The sequence below is a fragment of the Acinetobacter sp. CIP 101934 genome, from assembly GCF_000369585.1.
Taxonomy (GTDB): domain Bacteria; phylum Pseudomonadota; class Gammaproteobacteria; order Pseudomonadales; family Moraxellaceae; genus Acinetobacter; species Acinetobacter schindleri.
In genome coordinates, this window is the sequence record NZ_KB850094.1 from 758,899 (window position 1) to 780,845 (window position 21,947).

Genomic DNA, 21,947 nt, shown 5'->3' on the forward strand with positions numbered 1-21,947 from the left:
CAAATAAAAAAGGTCATCGTTTTAGATGACCTTTCTATAATTTTTGAGGACTTAGTTAGATGCCTTGCGCTTCATCTGATCGAAGAAGTCATCATTGGTCTTGGTTTCTTTCATGCGATCAAGCAGGAATTCCATTGCCGCCAGTTCGTCCTGGGTATGCAAAAGCTTACGCAGAATCCAGACTTTACGCAGATTATCTTCTGACATCAGACGTTCTTCACGACGGGTACCCGATTTCTTGATGTTCATTGCAGGGAATACACGTTTCTCAGCAATGCGACGATCAAGCGTGATTTCCTGGTTACCTGTACCTTTGAATTCTTCGTAGATCACTTCATCCATTTTACTGCCGGTTTCAATCAATGCAGTAGAAATAATGGTCAGTGAACCGCCTTCTTCGATATTACGAGCCGCACCGAAGAAACGTTTTGGACGTTCAAGTGCATGTGCATCCACACCCCCTGTCAATACCTTACCAGATGAAGGAATTACAGTGTTGTACGCACGTGCCAGACGGGTAATTGAGTCAAGCAGAATCACTACGTCTTTTTTATGTTCAACCAGACGTTTGGCTTTTTCAATTACCATTTCAGCCACTTGTACGTGACGCGCCGGAGATTCATCAAAGGTTGAAGCGATAACTTCACCACGAACCGTACGTTCCATTTCCGTTACTTCTTCAGGACGTTCGTCAATCAGCAGTACAATCAGGAAACATTCAGGGTTGTTACGAACAATTGACTGTGCAATGTTTTGCAGCAACATGGTTTTACCGGCTTTCGGGGGTGCAACGATAATAGAACGCTGACCTTTACCGATTGGGGCAACCAGATCGACTACACGAGCTGTCAAATCTTCAGTGGTACCATTACCCAATTCCATGACCAATTGCTCAGTTGGGAATAATGGGGTTAAGTTTTCAAACAGAATCTTGTTGCGAGAGTTCTCAGGTGTGTCGTAGTTAATCTGGTTCACTTTTAGAAGTGCAAAATAACGTTCACCTTCTTTCGGTGGGCGAATGGTACCAGTAATAGTATCGCCTGTACGAAGGTTAAAACGACGGATCTGGGAAGGGCTGACATAGATGTCATCGGGACCTGCCAGATAAGAGCCTGCCGCAGAGCGTAAGAAGCCAAAACCATCTGACAGAATTTCCAAAACGCCATCACCAAAAATCTCTTCACCATTCATCGCATGGCGCTTTAAGATGGCAAAAATAATGTCTTGCTTGCGGTTACGGGCCATGCCTTCTAGGCCCATAAACTCGGCAATCTTGATGAGTTCGCCAATCGGTTTTTTCTTGAGTTCGGTTAAATTCATAGGTGGTCGGATAGAATCAAAGTTCTGAGGTACAGGTTAGAAAGGGAGTAACATTCGGCCGCATACAAGCATTCAAACGACAGCAATTGAATTTGCACAAGAACAATTCAGAGGTTTGTTTGATTGTTTCAAAGAGAAATGTGAAAAAACAATTTCTATTGCCGAGCGGCATCTTATGTATTGTGTCTTGTAAGAAATTGACAGGATTTAGTATTCCTGATCTCTTGAATGAGCAATATAAGAGAGAAACAGGCGTTTGTCAATTTATTCTGGGCGAAAAAAATACGCGATATCTGATCACGTATTTTTATCTTTAAAACAGCGTTGATTAAATGTTTTCTTCAATGAACGCTGTTAATTTAGATTTAGGTGCTGCACCAACTTGAGTCGCAACCACTTCACCATTTTTGAACATCAATAAAGCTGGGATATTACGAATGCTATAGTTCACTGCAGTGGCTTCGCAAGAAGTCACATCAACTTTTACGATTTTTACTTTACCTTGGTATTCGTCAGCAAGTACTTCCAGTACAGGAGCAATTGCTTTACATGGCGCACACCAGCCAGCCCAGAAGTCAACCAATACAGGAACGTCTGATTGAAGAACGTCTGCTTCGAAGTTTGCGTCAGTAGTATTTACGATGTTGCCAGACATGGAGTGCTCCAGAAAATAATTTTTTAAAGATGGCTATAATTCTTAGTATTACATAGCCTTCTTTAACAATGTAGGGGAATATGCAAATTTTCAACCTATATTGTCAATTTGTCTAATGGATGATCACGATAGAGATAATCGTGTAACACAATTGTCACATAGAAAGAAAAAACTAAAAGGGATTAAATTGTCGATACAAATGGCTTTTAAATTGCATGGTTGTGAATTACTCTAAGCACAATTCGTTAAAGGTTTATTTCTGGAATGTCTGACTTTTTGATTGATGAAGAATTACTTGCCGCCATCGATATGGGATCAAACAGCTTTCATTTGGCCATTGCTCGAGTGGACCACGGCGAAGTCAAAAAAGTGGCATCAATGTCAGAAAAAGTTCAGCTTGCAGCAGGCCTGGACGAAAATAAGAATTTGACTGAAGCTGCGCAGCAACGTGGTCTAGCCTGTCTGGCACGCTTTGTGGGGCGTTTGGGTTCGGTTCAGCCAAATCGTTTACGTATCGTGGCGACTAATGCCTTGCGTCAGGCAAAAAATGGCCATGAATTTATTCAAAAGGCAGCAGAAATTTTACCGAAACCCATCGAAATTATTGCAGGTCGAGAAGAAGCCCGTCTGATCTATTTAGGTGTATCACATACCATGGCCAATAGTGGCCGTCGTCTGGTAGTAGATATTGGTGGCGGTTCAACTGAACTGATTATTGGTGAGGAATTTGAACCGATTCATACCGAATCCGTGCAGATGGGTTGTGTTGCCTTTACCAAAGCTTATTTTGAAGATGGCGATATTAATCAAAAGGCCTTTGATAAAGCCGTTACGGCGGCACGTAAAGAAATTTCCGGTATTGCCAATACCTATAAAGCAGCAGGCTGGGATGCTGTGGTCGGTTCGAGTGGCACCATCAAAGCCTGCCGCCAGATCTGTGTCAATATGGGCTGGAGTAACGAGCGCGAGGAGTTGACGCGTGAAGGCCTGGAAAAAATCAAAGATAAATTGCTCAAATATAAACATGTCACGGACATGGAGTTTGAAGGCCTTAAAGAAGACCGCCGTGCGGTGTTGCCAGCAGGAATTGCCATTCTGTATGCCGTCTTTGATGTTCTGAATATTGATTACCTGACCTATTCTGACGGGGCATTACGTGAAGGCGTGATGTATGACCTACTCGGGCGTTTCCAGCACGAGGATATCCGTGACCGTTCTGTGCATGCCTTGATGGGGCGTTATAATGCCGATACCAAACAGGCAGAACGTGTGGTAAAAACCGCGCAAAAACTGTTTGATGATGTGAAACAACCTTTAGCTTTAAATAGCGAAGACAGTGATCTGTTACGTCGTGCAGCTTATCTGCATGAAATTGGTCTGGCGATCAGTCATAGTGGTTATCATCGTCATGGGGCTTATTTGTTACAGCACTCGGACATTGCCGGTTTCTCGCAAGTTGACCAGAATCATCTGTCACATTTGGTCGCACATCATCGCCGTAAATTGCGCGCTGATGCCAGGATAGATGTCAACAAAGTCGGTGGTTCTCGACTTTTGTACCTGTGTTTACTGCTTCGTCTGGCGGTTTTGGTCAATCACAGTCGTAGCGATGAGATGCTTCCTGCCATTGAACTGAAGGTGAAGAATGCGCAACAATGGCAACTCAGCGTAGCCGGTGATGCCCGACAATGGCCTTTACTGGTGGCTGAACTGCATGATGAACAGGTGCAGTTTAGGAATTGGGAAATTGATCTCGCAATTCAGTCTGAACAATTTGTTGATTAACACCTTTATAGGGATGAAAACGGTTAACCTATGAAAAATAAAGCGACTCCATCAAAAGCATGGAAGACCGTGCAAATTGCACGTCATCCTGAACGTCCACAATTCCTGGACTACGTGGGTGAAATATTCACTGAATTTGATGCTTTACATGGTGACCGTCTCTATGGTGATGATGGTGCAATGATTGGTGGTCTGGCGCGTTTTGACGGTCAGCCTGTGATGATTGTTGGCCAGCACCGTGGCCGTAGTACCCGTGAAAAATTACAGCATAACTTCGGGATGGCGAATCCTGAAGGTTACCGTAAGGCACAACGCCTGCTCGATATGGCAGAGCGTTTTAATCTGCCTGTATTTACCTTTATTGACACGATGGGCGCTTATCCAGGCGTAGGCGCAGAAGAGCGTGGTCAGGCTGAAGCGATTGCTACAAGTCTGGCACAGTTGTCTAACCTGAAAGTACCTGTGATTGCGACTGTACTGGGTGAAGGTGGTTCTGGTGGTGCACTGGGGATTGGGGTGGCAGACCGTGTGGTGATGCTATCTCATAGTATCTATTCTGTGATTTCACCAGAAGGCTGTGCATCGATCCTGTGGAAAACTGCGGACAAAGCTGAACAAGCCAGTGAAGCACTGGCACTGACTGCGGAAAAATTGCAGCATATGGGTATTGTGGAATATGTAGTAGATGAAGGTGAAGGCGCTCATTTAAATCCTGATCAGGTAATGCAAGACCTGAAAGCAGTACTGAAAGAAGCGCTGAATGAACTGCAACCGATGGAAGCCGAGGCACGATGCGAAGCACGTTACCAGCGTTTAATGAAGTTTGGCAGCGACAATTTAGGTCTGGTTTCTTAAAACAGCTGCAGGACTTTCCTGCAGAAACAAAATTTCTCATCGGATGCAGTGGCGGCGTGGATTCCATGCTGTTACTGCATCTGATGTTTTTTTTGTGCCCGGAAAAAATCCGTGCGATTTATGTCGATCATCAGCTGCAAAGTGGTAGCGCTGAATGGGGCAGATTTGTTCAGCATGAATGCCAAAAGCTGAGTATCCCCTGTATTGTCCAGCCAGTTATTGTGGCACAAGGTAATCTGGAAAATCAGGCCCGGGAAGCACGTTATCAGGCCTATCTGAAGCATCTACAGCCCAATGAAATTCTAGTTCTTGCGCATCATCAGCAGGACCAGGCAGAAACACTGATGCTGCGTTTACTATCTGGGGCCGGAGTCGATGGTCTGTCTGCCATGAAGCGGGTAGATATACGAGAAGATTTAACCATCTGGCGTCCACTTTTGGATATTTCTCGTGAGCAGATTTGCCAATGGGCCGCTGACCTGAATATTCAGAATATTGAAGATCCGAGCAATCAGAATAATGATTATGATCGTGCCTGGGCACGTCAGATTTTGTGGCCGCTATTAAGTGAGCGCTTCCCAAAAATGCAGGCAGCTTTAGCCCGAACCACGGATCTGATGCAGGATGCTCAGGAAATCTTGCAGGATGTGTTGCGACAAGATACAGACGTTTGTATCCAAGATAATATTTTAGACTTATCTAAATTTTCTGAACTGTCTTTAGCACGCCAGCGCCAGCTGCTATCTAACTGGATGAAAGGGGGAGGACAGTATCGGCCTACACTGGATATGGTACAGCGCTTGCAACGTGAAGTCATTCATGTACGTGCAGATGCCCAGGCGGCTTTGCATTGGCAAGGTTTTTATTATGTGCGTTATCAGCAGCTGGTCTATAAGCTCAGTAAAGAAATTTATCTGGCAGGTCAACAGCCATTTTCTGGCGAACAGCAGATGATTTTCAGACTTCAGGATCGTATTGATTTGCCTTCAGGACAGTTTCAGATTCGGTCTGCGGCAATCGGTTTATCATTGGATTTATTGAATCAGCACTTGAAACTGACACAGCGCCAAGGTGGCGAAAAGATTCATTTATGTGGACGTGTCGGTTCTTGGCCACTGAAAAAAGCCATTCAGGATGCGCAAATATTTCCATGGATGCGGCATACAATTCAAATATTAAGCATAGATGATGTTATGCTAGGCGTGTTTACGCCCAAAGGATTTTGGTTGGCTGAATCTGCCTATTGTGAGGTGGAGGGGTGGCAGCCAATTTCAGTCTCTTCAATTTCAGAACACAAAGACGAGCATTAAAAATGAGTGCAGCTTTAAATTGTAATATCAGTTTCATTGGTGGTGGTAACATGGCTCAAGCCTTAATTGGTGGCTTGATTGCACGTGGTTTGCCGGCAACCCGTATTACAGTTTCTGATCCAGTCGAAAAAGTGCGTCTACTGCTTGCTGAAAAAGAAGTGAATGTTACTGATGATAATATTGCTGCAATCAAACATGCCGATATTGTGCTATTTGCGGTGAAGCCACAGGTGCTAGCGGATGTGCTTAAACCGCTGCAAGGTTTGTTGGACGGTAAATTGGTTATTTCCATTGTAGCAGGTGCTGAAATTGCGACTTTGTCTAGCTTACTTGGTACCGATCGTATTGTTCGTGTGATGCCAAATACACCAGCATTAGTACAGACTGGCGCGCATGGTTTATTCGCCAATGCAGACATGAGTACAGCAGACCGTGAGCTGGCGAGTCAGGTTTTAGCTTCAACTGGCCTGACAATTTGGGTAAACTCTGAAGCGCAAATTGATGCTGTAACGGCGGTTTCTGGCTCAGGTCCGGCTTATTTCTTCTATATGATGGAAAGCATGATCCGCGCAGGTGTGAATCTGGGGCTAGATGAGAAAGTGGCGACTGCATTGACCTTGCAAACTGCATTAGGTGCAGCGCAAATGGCAATTACCAGTGCAAATACACCAGCTGAATTACGTAAAAATGTGACTTCACCGAATGGTACGACTCAGGCTGCACTTGAAGTCTTTGATCAGGCCCAGATTTCTCAAAACATTCAGGCAGCTCTGGCTGCTGCTGCAAAACGCAGTCAGGAGCTCGCTCAAGAGCTTAGCGACAGCAGTAAGTAAATTTTCAAATTTAATATTTAGGAACCTTCAGGTATGGGTGCAAATTCTGCGCTAATTTTTGGCATTATCATTAACGTCGCAATTTTGCTCGTATTCTTCCGCTTTTTAATGCAGTTGGCTTCGGTGAGTCCTTACAATCCGGTGGTACTTTCAACTGTAAAGGCCACCAAGATTGTAGATATGTTTAGTCGTATTCTGCCAACTCTGGCGAAGGGTCGGGTAAATACTGCCGCGCTGGCATTATTAGTGGTGCTGTATTTGCTGAAAATTTTTGGCATGATGTATCTTTCTGGTGGTATGCCAAATGGTCCAATTCATCTGTTAATACTGACTTTTGTGACCATGATTCAGGACCTGATCCGTTTCTGTCGTTATCTGATTTTCGCGACCATTATCTTGAGTTGGGTGGTGATGTTTACTCAATCCCGTTCGCCTTATATTGAAGTGGTTCAGGAACTGGCAGAGCCATTATTGGCACCATTCCGTCGTATCATGCCGAATATCGGTATGATCGACCTGTCTCCAATTCTGGCGATTCTGGCACTGATGGTGGTTGATCTGATCATGCGTGAAGTGGCCATGGTGTTGTTGACTGGTTTCTAAGATTTAAGAATATAAAAAAGGACGCTTAGGCGTCCTTTTTTATTTATTATAAATTTCAAAAGAGGTTTTACCTCTTCCTACCTTCTCCTGAGAGGAGAGGTAACTTCTTGGAAATTCATCTCTGAGAAGTAATAGTATTCTTTATCTTAAAAAGAGAAGAAGGAATTAATAAGACTATTCATGGTAATCAAAATTAGGTGTAACTCCCTCTCCCTGGGGGAGAGGGCTAATATAAATCTCCTGAAACCCCTCTGAAAGAGGGGTTCAAAGCACTTTAGTGCGCCTCATCCCAATTCTTGCCTTGGCCCACTTCTACCAGTAAAGGCACAGAGATCTGCACTACAGATTGCATTACTTCAGCCAGCTTAGGTGCCAGCTCATCAGCAATCGCTTCATCAACTTCAAATACCAATTCATCGTGGACTTGCAGCAGCATTTTGGCCTGGTCTTTTGGCAACATCTTGTCGACTTCAATCATTGCCATCTTGATGATATCGGCAGCTGAACCTTGCAGTGGGGCATTGATTGCAGCACGTTCAGCAGCTTTACGTATCATCATATTGCGAGCATCAATATCTGGGGTATACAAACGGCGGCCAAGAATGGTTTCCACGAAGCCCTGTTCCAGCGCAACCTGACGGGTACGCTGCATATATTCATAAATACCCGGATAGCGGTGGAAATACTGCTTGATGTATTCCTGTGATTCCTGGCGGGTAAAACCCAGCTGACGAGTTAAGCCAAATTCGGACATCCCGTAAAGCAGACCGAAGTTTACTGCTTTGGCTTGGCGACGTTGATCATTGGTCACATCTTCCAGGGCAATACCGAGGACTTCTGCCGCGGTACGACGATGGACATCCTGACCGTGAATAAAAGCATCCACCAGCGCATCATCCTGAGACAAATGTGCCATCAGACGTAATTCAATTTGGGAATAATCGGCTGCAAGTAAAATACGACCTTCTGGTGCGACGAAGGCTTTACGGATCTGACGGCCAATTTCTTCACGAATTGGAATATTCTGCAGGTTCGGATCGGTTGAGGATAAACGACCGGTTGCAGTCAGTGCCTGATGATAGCTGGTATGTACACGATGAGTATCATTATTGGCCTGTTTACAGAGCCCATCAGTATAAGTACTTTTCAGCTTGGACAGACCACGGTAGTTCAGGATCAACTCGGCAATTGGATGCTCAAGCTTTTCCAGAATGCTTTCGCTGGTGCTGTACTGACCTGTTGTGGTTTTCTTGCCACCTTTTAGACCCAGCTTATCAAACAGGATTTCACCAACCTGTTTCGGTGAGCTGACATTAAAGGATTCGCCCGCCATTTCTTCAATCTGCTGTTCCAGATTTTTCATGGTTTCAGCAAAGTCACAGCCCAACTGATCCAGGAAAGCCAGATCCAGCTGAATGCCATTTTCTTCCATGCTGGTCAATACACGTGCGACCGGCATTTCAATATTTAGCAGGATGTTGAGCAGCTCTGGATGCACTTTCAGTTTTTCATGCAGCACTTCATACAGACGATAAGTGACATGGGCGTCTTCTGCGGCATAGTGTGCTGCAGTTTCAATATCAATCTGGTTAAAGGTTTTCTGTTTCGCACCTTTACCGGCAATCTGCTCAAAGGTCGTGGTCAGGTGGCTTAAATAAAGCCGTGCTACGTCATCCATACCGTGACGGGTTGCCACTGAGTTCAGCACATAAGACGCCAGCATGGTATCGAAGTACCAGCCTGCCAGCTGGATTCCATGATTTTCTAGGACATGTGCATCATATTTCAGGTGATGGCCAATTTTCTGAATATTGTCGTCTTCCAGAATGGGTTTGATTTGCGCAAGGATGGTTTCACGATTTAACTGTTCAGGCGCATTCTCATAGTCATGTGCCAGCGGTACGTAATAGGCATCCTCTGCATCAAAAGCCACTGAGAAGCCCACGATTTGAGCAATACGATAATCCAGACTGGTGGTTTCAGTATCAAAAGCAAAACGTTTGGCAGTATTTAAACGATTAAATAAAGCATCCCAATCTGCCTGATTCAGCACGGTGTGATAAGTCGCCTGTCCCAGTTGATCATCGCTGCTGGTCAATGACGCATGATCTTCTTCTATTGGCGCTACAGGTTTGGTTGTAATCGACTGAGCTACTTGCTTGTAATTGCTATTGTTTGGATTGTTTGGATGATCCAGAGATTGCAGTTGGTTACGGAATTCAAGCTCGGTATAGAGTTCGCGTAGTTTGGCAACATTTGGCTCAGCAAGTTTTAAATCATCATAACCAAAGCTCAAATCCAAATCGATCACAATACTGGCCAGTTGATGATCCAGCGTAATGCCTTCCACATTGTCTTTGATATTTTGTCCGACTTTGCCTTTGATCTTGTCGACATTTTCCAGAATGCCACCAATTGAGCCATATTCATTCAGTAATTTGGCTGCGGTTTTGGCACCGACGCCAGGTACACCCATAATACCGTCTGAGGCATCGCCCATGAGGGTCAGGTAATCGATAATCTGATTTGGCCAGACCCCAAACTTTTCAAATACACCATTTACATCGAGTGGCTTTTCTTTAAAGCTGTCTTCCAGGGTTACTTTTTCTGTCACCAGCTGGGCCATATCTTTATCGCCCGTAGAGATCAGTACTTGATGACCCATGGCTTCAGCACGTTTTGCCAGTGTGCCGATAATATCATCGGCTTCTGCGCCTGGCAGGGCGTGTAGTGGAATTCCTAAGGCTTTGATCAATGCGTGCAGATAGGGAATTTGCTCGGCAAGCTCGCTCGGCATGCTTGGGCGGTCACCCTTATAAATTGGTGACAGTTCATGACGAAAAGTGGGTTCAGGGGTATCGAAAATCACCGCCATATGTGTAGGCTGGACACGGCGCATCAGTTTTTGAATGGCAGAAATTGCACCACGAATTGCATTGGTGTGTAAACCGGTTGACGTGGTTAACGGTGGCAGTGCGTGAAAGGCACGAAATAAAAAGTAAGAGCCATCGACCAAGACAAATGGTGGCATGTATTCAATTCCTTATTCAAATAATAGCGTTATTGTACGTGATTTTTAGCGTGCCCGCTGAGCAAGTCTGTGGCAACAGCTTAGCGAATAATGACCGAAGATGAAATAACCGGCAGCGGCATGTTGTATGATGGAGTGGTATGGGACTGGAAAATATAAGAATGACAACAGGGCAAAATGAATTACGCATGATGTGGCTGATCAGCCTGGTGATTGTAGGCTTGAGTGCCTGGTATCTGGATTACGAGATTGTCAGCTATTTATGTGGGCTCGGTTTTCTGATAAGTGTAATGCAGTATGTCAATGCAGTGCAGCAGTCACTTGAAGAGATCACTGCTGAACATCAGTTGTCTATTTCTGGTTATTCTAAAGTTCCATTATATATTTCTTCCCTGATTGCCATTGTGGGAGGTGTCATCGACCTGAAATGGTTGATGGGGCTGGGCGTCACGGCCTGGATTTTCTTCCTGTTTCGATGGTTGAAACGAATAGAGCTGTCATTGCAACAGTTGCAGCATCGTATTCACTCGGTGCCAAGTCAGGACACTTCAAATTCTCAGCCAGTTCCACTGCCAGCCTTTCAGCAGCCGGCTCAAGTTGATCATGCTTCACCGGATTTAATTGATCAGATCCAGCGCTGGATTTTTCAAGGCAATCCGGTGCTTAAAGCTGCAATCGGGATTCTGGTTGTCGGGATTATCCTGTTACTACGTTTTGCAACGGAGCATTGGCAAATCAGTCTGGCAATGAAATTGGGCCTGATTGCTTTGGCAAGTATGGCTGTTGCTGGGCTGGGCTATTGGTTGATCGAGAAAAACCGCAGTTTTGCGCTGGCACTTGAGGGTCTGGGATTAAGTGCGCTGTTTCTGACCTTATTCTTTGCCTATTACAATCTGGTCATTCCTGGTCTGTTGATGGCATCAGTGCTATTTGTGCTGATTATGGCCATGACGCTATATCTCAGTTTTAAGCAGAATAGTTTTGAATTGACGGTGATGGCGCTGTTAATTGCCTATATTGCACCATTTACTTTGCCTGTACGGGATGCCACAGCTGTAGAGCTGATTGCTTATTATCTGGTCATTAATATCGGAGTAGCAACGCTGACCAGCTTAAAACCCTGGAAGACGCTGAATCAGATTGCCTTTTTGGTCACTGCGATTTTTGGGGGAATCTATGCGCTGATTCATGGCTACACTTCTGAACGCTATAGCATGACTGGCTTGATTCTGGCACATAGTGCTGTGTTTATCTGGCTGGGATTTCGTTTTAGTCAGTTACTCGCTAAAGATGACCTGAGCAGGTTCCAGCTCAAGCCGATTCTGGACATTGCCCTGATTTTTGCCGCGCCAATTACAGCCTATATTTTCCTGTATCTGATTCATTTTAATGAACGTACATGGCAGGCAGGACTGAGCCTGATTTATGCCGCAGTATTCGCAGTTTGCTGGTTAGGATCGCGGCGTAGTCATACCCTGAATATCATTGCCAATAGCTATCTCAGTCTGATGCTGATTTTTATTGCCCTGATTCCACCAATTTTGTTGGAAAGTGAATGGAGCGTAGTGGGTTGGGCCGTAGAAGGCGTCTTAATTTATTTCTGGGCTTTGGAAAAGAATCTCAAAGTTGGGCAATATTTGAGTATGGGCTTACTGATCATGGCTGGGCTGAGCAGTCTGTATTATCTTGTTGAGCTGAATCCAACACCACGACACATCTTCTGGATACTGAGTGGCTGTTATCTGGCGGTGCTCCTGATTAGCCAGTTCAAAAAGCATTATATCCAGCAACTAGATGGGCTGAGTACTGGCTTCTTGAGCTTACTCAGTTTCTCAGCCAGCCTGATGCTGTTTGCCTTATTGGAAGACGAGTTCAGTTCACCAGATGCCCATATTTATAGTCTGGCTACGGTTGCACTGATTTTTGCTGTTCTTAATGAAATTATCTTCAGAAAAAATCAGGACTGGAGCTGGCTGGTGCCAAAATGGTGTGGCTTAACGCCATTGGTTTTTGCTGGTGTGGTTCTAGCAATTGATCAGAGTGAAAATGGTGTACTGATTTGGGAGAGTCAATTTGCCCGGATTATCTTTGGGTTATCAACCTTATTGTTAGCCTGGCAATGGCTGCGACCAGCCTCAGGCTTGTTGCTTTCAAAAGAATGGGTGAGTTTGGGAGCTCTAGTGAGTCTGACTCTGGCAAGCCTATGTCTGATTCCGAGTATGCCCTATATCAGTATGGTGATTTTGCCATTAGGTCTGTGTTTCTGGTCTTATAAACAATCTGCGGACTCTGCTTGGCCAATGCTGTGGCAAGGCAACAGTAGCTTGATTCTGATGGCAGCCTGGTTGTTGTGTTCACAGCTGCTCAGTCAGCAGGCCTTTAAGTTCTATTTGCTTCCTATTTTAAATCCTTTTGATCTGGTGAGTATCGCCATGTTGGTCAGCTTCATCTGGATGTTGCTGCAGCAGATTAGGGCAGGTCGAGATAAAGGAATGATGGCAGTACTCATGGTACTGAGTTTACTTTGGTTATTCAGCTATATTGTATTGCGTGCCTTACATATGTATTTAGGAACACCGTTGAACAGTTTGGAAGTGTGGAGTAATGCCACAGTCCAGTTGAGCTTGACCATTCTATGGGTGCTATTGGCTTTTGCAACGATGTGGATTGCGGCATTGAAAGCCCTGAAACCGATGTGGATTCTGGGTGGTAGTATTCTGGTGATTGTAACCTTAAAACTGGTGCTGTTTGATCTGTCTCATATCGGGACCTTAACTCGAGTATTATCCTTCTTGCTGGCAGGAGGGGTGATGTTATTGATTGCTTATGTTGCACCAATGCCGGATGGGGAGAAAAGGGTTTGAATCTAAATTAACTCATTTGAGCATTAATTTAATCTCCCCAAACCCTGGACACGCTTTAAGCGATGTGCAAGGAAAAGAGCGGCTTTTGATGACAGTTCCTTCCTTTGTAAAGGGAGGTTAGGAGGAATTTAGAAAAAAGTTATTTTAAATCCGGCTCCCTCTTCAATTCCTTCTCATTGGCATATTGATCAACATCTTCATTTTCCAGCGGACGTGCAAGCGGATGATCTACAAAGCCCATTTTTGGTACAGGAATCTCAATATGATTTTCCAGGAAACCATTACGAATGCGTTCCTGCATTTCATCACGAACTTTTAAAAAGTTTTCACCTTGACACCAGACTGCAAACAGCAATTCAATGGATGATTCCCGGAAAGCAGTTACTGTCACAGCCGGTTTCGGATCGGCAAGTACCATTGGATATTTGTTTGCCACATCCAGCAGTACTTCACGAACCTTGATAATGTCTTCATGGAAATTAATCGCCAACGTGATCGGAATTCGCCGGATCGGAAATTTGGACAGGTTATGTACCGGGGCACGGATCAGTTGCTCATTCGGCAACCGGACATAGATATTATCCTGGGTTAATAATTTGACTGAGAGCAGGTCAATCGAAATGACTTCGCCTTCAATGGTATGCCCACGAATCAGGGTAATCTGAATGGTATCACCAACTTCAAAAGAGCCTTCACCAATCAGGAACATACCGCTGATCAGGTTGGAGGCTGAGGTCTGAGATGCGAAACCCAGTGCAACTGTCAAAATACCTGCTGCACCTAAGAAGACACTGAGCTTAAAGCCAGCTTCCTTTAAGCTGGCCATGACAAACAGCAGGAAAATGAAGTAGAAAATCCCACGACGCCAGACCATTTGCTGATGGGCATTAAAGCGTAGGCCAATCGTCCGGATAAAGGCATTCGAGAAAAAACGTGCAATTAAAAAGCCAATAAAACACAGTACGATTGCGACAGCAATTTCTGTCAGCCGATCAGTATTAATACTGGTAAATACGCCTTTCAGGCTATTGGTGACTTCAGCAGAAATACTTGAGTTTGCCATTAGCCGTCCTTAAAAGAATGAATCAAACATATTGAACAGGTTGCCTGCGGGGTCACGTGGTGGATGCAGATAGTCCACTTCACCAGCATGCGGTGGCGTACGATTTTCAATCCGAATTCGAGGTGGACGATCCAGACCTTCATGCAGGACTTTAATTTGCGAGGTCCAAAGACGTCCCGTACTGGCACTGAAAAATAACGGTAAGGCAGGTACGGGTACATTCATGCGGTCAAAGCGCAGTTGCTGATTACTGGTATTGTGGAATTCAATTGGGGTTACAGCACGAAATGCACGCGGTGTCAGCTGTTTTAGCTCAGTACGACCATCGACTGCTGTGGCATAACAAATTTCCCCAGAACGATGATTCGGGCCAAACCAGGTATCTTTGGGTAGAATTACCGGGACATCAAAAATTGGATCTCGCTGTCCATCGACAAAACCTGCAATCCACAGTGGCGTACTGATATATAAGGTTCCGCGTTGCCCGGCAGGAATATAAATAGGATCGACAGGTTTAATCACTACAGAACGATCTGCCAGACGAGGCATGAGTTGCAGTTTACTTTTGGTGGACTTGAACATATAGCGTTCAATTTTCACTGGCTGAGGAAAGGCAAAATGGGGATCTTCGATTTGGTGCCATTTCTGCTCATAGTCAAACTGTACCACAGGGCGGTAATACTCCAGACGCCATTCCTGCAAGCCACGTGTCAGACGGAACAGCAGCGAACCAAATTGCCAGGCTTTGGACTCATTTATTTCAAAATTCTGTTCCCCCCACCAATGAATAGAGGGCTGAGCAGAGGAAAAATCAACTTGATCTTGTAGCAATGCGGCTGTCCTTTCGTACTAAATCTTTCTAAACATACTTCACGCTGTCATGTGCTTAGAGTACACTCAATTTAAATTTTTTCACTATTATTATAATTCTACGATGCAAGTACTGAAACAATTACAAATCCCTTATAGTTTTGCCAAACGCCATGGGGTGTTGTTGCGTTATGAAGGGGATCAGGTCTTTATCGTCCGTCGTGATAATACCTCGATGCTTGCATTGCAGGAAGCACGCCGTTTTTTAGGCCATCCTGCCCAGTATCAGCTCTGCAATGATCACGAATTTAGCCAATTACTCAGTAGCAGTTTCGCTGGAGACAGTGGCGAATCACAACAAGTCGCAGCTGGTCTGGAAGACCATCCAGATCTGCTTAGTCTGGCCGATTCTGTCCCGGAAGCTGAAGATTTAATGGATCAGGAAGATGATGCGCCGATTGTCCGTCTGATCAATGCCTTACTTTCAGAAGCAATCCGTGTGGGTGCTTCCGATATTCATATTGAATCCTTTGAGAAGAAACTTTCAGTCCGTTTGCGGGTCGATGGTCAGTTACGCGAAATTGTACAGCCACGCCGTGAACTGGCACCGCTGTTAGTCTCGCGGATTAAAGTCATGGCCAAGCTGGATATTGCGGAAAAACGTATTCCCCAAGACGGTCGTATTTCGTTGCGCCTAGCAGGGCGTGAAGTCGATGTCCGTGTTTCTACCTTGCCATCTTCGTATGGTGAGCGCGTAGTGATGCGTCTATTGGACAAACAGGCCGGTCGTCTGAACATGATCCATTTGGGTCTAATGAATAATGATTATGATCGCCTCAAGACTTTGGTGCATCGTCCACACGGCATTATTTTAGTCACTGGCCCCACTGGTTCGGGTAAAACGACGACACTTTATGCAGCACTTTCCGATCTGAATGATGGTTCTAAAAATATCCTGACTGCGGAAGATCCGGTCGAGTATCAATTGGAAGGCATTGGGCAGACACAGGTAAATACTAAAGTGGATATGACCTTTGCCCGTGCTTTAAAAGCGATGCTACGTCAGGATCCCGATGTCGTCATGGTGGGTGAGATTCGTGACCTGGAAACAGCAGAAATAGCAGTACAGGCTTCTTTAACAGGTCATCTGGTTTTATCAACCCTGCATACCAATACTGCAATTGGTGCAGTAACCCGTCTTAAAGACATGGGGATTGAACCTTTCTTATTATCCAGTTCACTGATCGGGGTGGTTGCCCAGCGTTTGGTACGTACTCTCTGTTCGCATTGTGCAACTTGGCATGTAGCAGATGAATTCGAACAAGGTCTGTTTGCCCATGTCCATAATGGGACACAATTAGAATTACCACAGCCAAAAGGTTGTGAACGCTGCTCACATACTGGCTTTACTGGTCGAACTGCGATCTATGAAATTGTCCCGATGGATGATCATATGCGCCGTCTGATTCATGGTAATGCACCAGAATACGAGTTAGAAAGCTACGCACGTCAACAATCTGGTTCTATTCGTGACGATGGCTTACGTAAAGTGCTGGCAGGGAAGACGACAGTGGAAGAAGTACTGCGTGTCACCAATGAAGCAGCAGAACTAGCTTAATGATAGAACTATTAAAAAGTAGCCAGTTGAGCTGCTTTTTTATAGCTTACCACAAGCTGATAATTTTCTTCATGAGTTGGGCGCGCAATGGAGCGGTTGGGTTGCCGGCATTGCGTTGAGTCTCATTTTTATAAAAATTTTGCCAGGTTTTCGCTATTTCTACAGTTAAACCCGCCTGTTTCATCTTTTCAACATCAGCTTTACTGACATGATTTAAACGTGTTTCTGCATCTTGAGGGCCTGTGCCCCAGCCAATTACACCTTGACCAAACTCAGGCAGGCTCATGTTATGCGGTGTAGGAGGGATAGCGAGTCGATCAATATCTGGATTCACCAAGGATTTGACTTGAGGGCGAATTTTTTCAGAAACTTGCACATCTGCAAAAGAGGAGATAGGGATACTTAAAAACAATGTGCTGAGGAGAAGAGGTTTTAACATTAAAATAAACCCAACAATAAATGTAAATAAGAATCATTATATATAACTATCTGTCTAATTGTTATCTTTTTGAAATAGGAAGATGAAAACAGTATTTAAAAAACTGAAGACCCGCCGGCTAAAAATTGAATTTTTACACTGGATCAAGACTATCCTGAAAACAGATTTTCCAGGATAGCGTCTACTGAGCCTTAAGTAATCACATTTAGCGTGACATCAATATTATTACGAGTAGCATTAGAATATGGGCAGACAATGTGCGCAGCATCCACCAGTTTTTGAGCTTCGTCCTGATCCATACCTTCTAGATGAACATTTAGGGTAACTTTAATACCAAAGCCAGTTGGGATCGGACCAATCCCTACCTCACCTTCAATATAAGCCTCTTTACTCATATTCAGTTTGTCTCGATTAGCCACAAATTTCATAGCCCCTAAAAAACAGGCTGAATAGCCAGCGGCAAAGAGCTGTTCAGGATTGGTACCACCGCCTGGACCACCCATTTCCTTTGGTACTGCGAGTTGTATATCCAGCAATTGATCATCCGTAGTAACCCGACCATCGCGGCCACCTGTTGCTTTGGCATGGGCGGTATAGACAGTTTTTTCTAATGACATGATATGAATCCCTGTTATTTTTTCATGGAGTTTCTATGCTCGATGATTTTTAAACAGGAATAAGCAGGGATTTTGTTATTTTATGCAGGAAAATCGCAAACTTTAAAACTGAATCAATTTGCGATGTTGCATCAATGGCATGGACTCACGGACTTTATGCTGTTCATTTAAATCAAAATCTACCGTGATCAGCTGAGCACCTTCCGCATGTACCATATCCAGTACCTGACCGCGGCTATTGGTGGCTGCAGTATGTCCCCAAGTCTGACGTTTTTCTCCATGCCAGCCCTGTTGTGCAGCGCCAAGCACAGCACACTGAGTATCCATGGCACGTGCTTGTAGAAGTAACTGCCAATGCATTTGACCCGTGGTATAGGTAAAAGCAGAAGGGGCAGTCAGAATATTGGCGCCTTGTTGACGTAAAGTCAGTGCCAATTCAGGGAAACGCAGGTCATAACACACCATCAAGCCAATGTTGCCAAATGGGGTTTTCGCAACCACGACCTCTGTGCCTGGTTCAAAGAATTTGGACTCCTGATAGCCACCGACAGCATCACCAACTTGCACATCGAATAAATGAATCTTGTCATAACGTGCTTCAGTACGTTCCGGGCTAATGCACAGGCTTACCGTACGGACACGACCATCTTCAATCACTGAACCATCCGGGCGATATGGACAAGGCAGGGTGCCAGCAATAATCCAGATCTGATGTTGATGTGCCAGTTTTTCGAGGCGTTGCTGAATGTCTTCAAACTGCGCCGCAGTTTCGCGTTGTTTTCCGGCAGCAAAGCAGACAAAATTTTCAGGAAAGACGATCAGTTCAGCACCATTGGTTTTACTCTGCTGAATCAAGGATTCTATCGTTCTGAAATTGTCTTCAATTTCATTCTGAGAATTCATTTGTACAACAGAGAGTAAAGTCATCGTTTCCTTCCTGGAAAATTAAGATTAAATATTGGGTTCGGACACCTTATCGAGATTGTCCTGTTCTTTTTGCAGCTGTTTAACCAAAGGTTCGAACATATTTTTGTTGCTTTCATTGAGTTTCATCAATGTCTTATGAGCATCCAGGACCGTAGTGAGCATATTACGATGCGTTACATGCTCTTCGATAAGGGCACGGGTGCACACATGCGAATCTCCACAATAGTTCAGGATTACAAATACCTGTCCCAGACCCATACTATTGGCCAGGGTTGTAATATCTGAATTGGTAGAAAGCATGACAGCCTGGATATGATGCACTTGTTTCAGTTTCAGACCCAGTTTCGCAAGAACGCCGAGTACAGTACTGTCAATAAAACTGGTTTCAGTTAAATCAACGATCGCACCAACGACATTATCTTGCTGTTCAATTTTGTTCAGTAACTTATCTAGACTTATGCAAGATTGTGCACGCACTTCGCCAATAAGCTTAAAAATATGCGTTCCGTTCAAACTTGCATATTCAACATGACCTGTTGACATATAAATGCCATTTGCAGAGAAGGATATTAAATTATCCCATAGGGTAGTTTGATACTCAAGTAGCTGAAGGTCTGAGTTAATTTAAGTATCTATTAAAGCAATAATTATATTACTAATTCATACGTATGAAGCTAAGGAAGGCAATATCGTCTGCCACATGCTCCGGCGCTTGAAAAGATTGATTTTGCAAGTGATAGACCAGCTGTGCAAACTGTTCATTCAAACCGCCATCAAAGGGTTCCAGGGCACCATCCGAACATAAAATGAATCGGGCATGACGTTTCAGGATGAATTCCTGTTCATCTACTTCCAGTTCTTCGGTCAGCCCGAGTGGAAAACTGCTAGTCGATAAAATTTTGGGTGCCTGATTGGGTTCAAAAATAATAGGCGGTGGATAATGCCCGGCACTGGACCAGCGCACCACATGAGTTTCAAGGTTTAAAACCCCGGCAATCATGGTGATATGTTTTTCAATATTTTCTTGAACCAGCATACCATTCAGCTTTTTGATCAGTTCACGTGGCGATTTGGAACGGCCATGAAAAGCTGCCATCCATGAGGTAAGTAAACTACTGGTGACACCATGTCCAGACACATCAGCTAGATAGAACATCACTTCTTTGTCGCTAATTTTCCAGTAATCGTACCAATCACCAGAAAGATAAGCGGAAGGCTGAAAATATGTTTCTACCTGATAGTTCAGAAGCTCAATCGGGTTAGGAAGCAATCTTTGTTGTAACTCTGCTGCGGAAGGTAAGTCGCGACTATCCTGGTTTCTTTTATATTGCGCATCAATTTTTTGTAAAGCGAGGAGAGGCTGAGCTGGAAGTTTGTTCCAGATCCACCCGGCAAGAGCACCTTGCTCCCAGGCTTGAGATAGTTCAGCTCCTTCATTTTCCAAAGCCAAGACAATGGTAGGAAAATTCCATTGGTATTTCAAATAGTCATGCACATCAGAAATTGCAAGAATAGTCTGATCATACAACTCATGATCTTCAAGACCAATCATCTGCACATCTGGAAGCGTGTCAAGGACTTGATCAAGATAAGGAACATCACGAGTCGGCTGAATAAAATACATAAGGAAATGAACTAATCCCAAATTTGTTTATTAGATGTACTATAACAAGCTATTGATTACCGGCGAATCTTTTTCACCGATAATCTTGCTGAAATTATTTACTTAAAAGGTTGGTTCTGTCGAATCGCTCTGATCTTCATCAAACTCATCTTCAAATTCATCATCTATATCAGTGAATAGACTCTCAGATTCCACGCCTTTCTTTTCAGCAATTGCATAACTGGTACGTTGCAGATAAATGTCACGAATCTGTGCATAACGATCACCAGTCAATACCCCTTCGACGTCCAGTATTTCAGAACGAGTGTCGATAACACGCAAAGACTGGTCACTCCAGTAAAGTCCGTCATTATCATCAAGAATATATTTTTGTGGACGAGCCTGGCTATCTACAGCGCTACCAATTACCCCGCGGACAGAGCTTGGACCTAAAAGTGGCAGCATGATATAAGGGCCAGAAGGCACTCCATAATAACCTAAAGTAATTCCCAGCCTTTCATCTTCATGACTCAAGCCCAAGCGACGGGCAGGATCTGCCAAACCTAGAGTCGTTAGAGTATTAATGGTAAAGCGGCCTAGGGACTTGGCAGCCCGTGCAGGACGACCTTGAATTAACTGGTTGACTACATTCCAGGGTTCACCCAGGTTATTACGGAACTGGGTATAGCTGCCGCGAACATCTTTCGGAACCTTTTCCACATATTGTACGGCTACAGGTCGTAACACGTTGCGGTCAATGACATCGTTAAATTGATAGATCTTTCTATTTAGTGGCTGAAAGGGATCTTTAACTTCTTCAGCCTGTGCTGCTCTGGCATCGACCTTCAATTGTGTCTGTAATTGTTGCGCCCTATTGGAAATTTTTGTTCTAAGGGGCGTTTTTTCAGGCTCATTTTCTAGATTTTCCACATCGGTAGTCACCTCAGCAAAAACCTGTGCGGTTGAGGCTAAAGAAAATAAACATAGAGTTAAGTAAATAGAACGATGCATAAGGTAACCTGAGGCCTTTTCCGGGTAAGTAGCACTACTTATTAATATGAAAATAATAAACGTTATATTCAGGAATAAACATCATTTAAGCAAATTTGTATAAAAAATGAAGGAAAACACACGAAAAGATTAAAAAATACACATGTGGAGAGATTTTTTTAAAAAAGGTGTTGCAAGGCATCTGAAATACTGTAGAATGCACATCCATCGGCGGTGATGAAGATTAAAACTTCTGATAAAACAGTAACTTAGTTGAGTTAGGTTTTATTTGATAAGTTTAAAAATAATCTGATTTACTGGTTGACTTTCTAGAGATAGAGAGTAATATAGCCGACCTAGCTTGATGCTGACGAAGCATTGAGAAGATCATTAAGAGATTATGAAGAACAACTTGTGTGGATTTTTACTGGTTGATTGATCGAAATTATTTTCATTGATTAATGGTAGAAATTACTCGAAGTTTATTTGAGAAATTGATGTCAGAAAATTGATGAGCCAGATTTGGTGTTTTGAATAAAGCACTATTGATTTTAAACTGAAGAGTTTGATCATGGCTCAGATTGAACGCTGGCGGCAGGCTTAACACATGCAAGTCGAGCGGGG

At 44.1% G+C, this 21,947-nt stretch carries 18 protein-coding genes; 7 read left to right on the top strand and 11 right to left on the bottom strand.

All coding sequences use genetic code 11. The annotated features are described in order from the left end of the window. Nucleotides 1-51: 51 nt before the first annotated feature. Nucleotides 52-1,320 (bottom strand): transcription termination factor Rho, encoded by a 1,269-nt coding sequence (gene rho / locus F899_RS04060; RefSeq protein ID WP_004812998.1) that lies wholly within the window; start codon nt 1,318-1,320, stop codon nt 52-54. A 328-nt stretch (nt 1,321-1,648) separates the two neighbouring features. Continuing rightward, nucleotides 1,649-1,975: a thioredoxin gene (gene trxA, locus F899_RS04065; RefSeq protein WP_004812997.1), complete on the bottom strand. Its 327-nt coding sequence runs from the start codon at nt 1,973-1,975 to the stop codon at nt 1,649-1,651. Nucleotides 1,976-2,239: 264 nt separating this feature from the next. On the opposite strand from trxA, the gene ppx reads away from it, so the two are divergent. From ppx to F899_RS04090, 5 genes are read left to right on the top strand one after another with little or no spacing between them, the layout of a single operon-like run. After that, the gene (ppx, locus tag F899_RS04070; RefSeq protein ID WP_005221026.1) at nt 2,240-3,760 is read left to right on the top strand and encodes an exopolyphosphatase; all 1,521 of its coding nucleotides are present in this window, start codon (nt 2,240-2,242) and stop codon (nt 3,758-3,760) included. 30 nt (nt 3,761-3,790) lie between these two features. Then, nucleotides 3,791-4,615, top strand: a complete 825-nt coding sequence (locus tag F899_RS04075; RefSeq protein WP_004812992.1) for an acetyl-CoA carboxylase carboxyltransferase subunit alpha — start codon at nt 3,791-3,793, stop codon at nt 4,613-4,615. Further along, nucleotides 4,552-5,925 carry a tRNA lysidine(34) synthetase TilS gene (gene tilS, locus F899_RS04080; RefSeq protein ID WP_082180215.1) on the top strand — a complete coding sequence of 458 codons (1,374 nt, stop codon included), beginning with the start codon at nt 4,552-4,554 and terminating at the stop codon, nt 5,923-5,925. The genes F899_RS04075 and tilS overlap by 64 nt, the downstream gene beginning before the upstream one ends. Nucleotides 5,926-5,927: 2 nt before the next feature. Continuing rightward, complete coding sequence (proC, locus tag F899_RS04085) at nt 5,928-6,758, top strand: pyrroline-5-carboxylate reductase (protein ID WP_005221028.1); 831 nt, start codon at nt 5,928-5,930, stop codon at nt 6,756-6,758. 33 nt (nt 6,759-6,791) lie between these two features. After that, on the top strand, nt 6,792-7,361 hold the full coding sequence (locus F899_RS04090) for a YggT family protein (protein WP_005221029.1): 570 nt from the start codon (nt 6,792-6,794) through the stop codon (nt 7,359-7,361). Between the two features lie 274 nt (nt 7,362-7,635). Here the strand turns inward: F899_RS04090 and polA are convergent, their stop codons facing one another. Beyond that, nucleotides 7,636-10,392 (bottom strand): DNA polymerase I, encoded by a 2,757-nt coding sequence (polA, locus tag F899_RS04095; RefSeq protein ID WP_005221030.1) that lies wholly within the window; start codon nt 10,390-10,392, stop codon nt 7,636-7,638. Nucleotides 10,393-10,553: 161 nt separating this feature from the next. On the opposite strand from polA, the gene F899_RS04100 reads away from it, so the two are divergent. After that, on the top strand, nt 10,554-13,256 hold the full coding sequence (locus F899_RS04100; RefSeq protein ID WP_034433898.1) for a DUF2339 domain-containing protein: 2,703 nt from the start codon (nt 10,554-10,556) through the stop codon (nt 13,254-13,256). 139 nt (nt 13,257-13,395) lie between these two features. Here F899_RS04100 and F899_RS04105 read toward each other — a convergent pair whose 3' ends face one another. Next, nucleotides 13,396-14,319: a mechanosensitive ion channel family protein gene (locus tag F899_RS04105; RefSeq protein WP_004812984.1), complete on the bottom strand. Its 924-nt coding sequence runs from the start codon at nt 14,317-14,319 to the stop codon at nt 13,396-13,398. A 9-nt stretch (nt 14,320-14,328) separates the two neighbouring features. Then, on the bottom strand, nt 14,329-15,150 hold the full coding sequence (locus F899_RS04110; protein ID WP_004889868.1) for a hypothetical protein: 822 nt from the start codon (nt 15,148-15,150) through the stop codon (nt 14,329-14,331). Nucleotides 15,151-15,253: 103 nt separating this feature from the next. Between F899_RS04110 and gspE the strand changes: the two genes are divergently transcribed. After that, nucleotides 15,254-16,747: a type II secretion system ATPase GspE gene (gene gspE, locus F899_RS04115; protein ID WP_034433902.1), complete on the top strand. Its 1,494-nt coding sequence runs from the start codon at nt 15,254-15,256 to the stop codon at nt 16,745-16,747. A gap of 46 nt (nt 16,748-16,793) precedes the next feature. Here the strand turns inward: gspE and F899_RS04120 are convergent, their stop codons facing one another. The 6 genes from F899_RS04120 to F899_RS04145 all read right to left on the bottom strand — a co-directional run bounded on the left by F899_RS04120 (nt 16,794) and on the right by F899_RS04145 (nt 21,344). Further along, complete coding sequence (locus F899_RS04120) at nt 16,794-17,186, bottom strand: DUF4951 domain-containing protein (RefSeq protein WP_005221033.1); 393 nt, start codon at nt 17,184-17,186, stop codon at nt 16,794-16,796. Nucleotides 17,187-17,377: 191 nt separating this feature from the next. Next, nucleotides 17,378-17,803, bottom strand: coding sequence for an organic hydroperoxide resistance protein (locus tag F899_RS04125; RefSeq protein WP_005221034.1), 426 nt, complete (start codon nt 17,801-17,803; stop codon nt 17,378-17,380). A 102-nt stretch (nt 17,804-17,905) separates the two neighbouring features. Then, nucleotides 17,906-18,730, bottom strand: a complete 825-nt coding sequence (locus F899_RS04130; protein WP_005221035.1) for a carbon-nitrogen hydrolase family protein — start codon at nt 18,728-18,730, stop codon at nt 17,906-17,908. Nucleotides 18,731-18,754: 24 nt separating this feature from the next. Beyond that, nucleotides 18,755-19,273: an anti-anti-sigma factor GigB gene (gigB, locus tag F899_RS04135; protein ID WP_004812973.1), complete on the bottom strand. Its 519-nt coding sequence runs from the start codon at nt 19,271-19,273 to the stop codon at nt 18,755-18,757. A 112-nt stretch (nt 19,274-19,385) separates the two neighbouring features. After that, the gene (gene gigA, locus F899_RS04140) at nt 19,386-20,354 is read right to left on the bottom strand and encodes an RsbU family protein phosphatase GigA (RefSeq protein WP_005221036.1); all 969 of its coding nucleotides are present in this window, start codon (nt 20,352-20,354) and stop codon (nt 19,386-19,388) included. Between the two features lie 102 nt (nt 20,355-20,456). Continuing rightward, nucleotides 20,457-21,344, bottom strand: coding sequence for an MlaA family lipoprotein (locus F899_RS04145; RefSeq protein WP_005221037.1), 888 nt, complete (start codon nt 21,342-21,344; stop codon nt 20,457-20,459). Between the last annotated feature and the right edge of the window lie 603 nt (nt 21,345-21,947).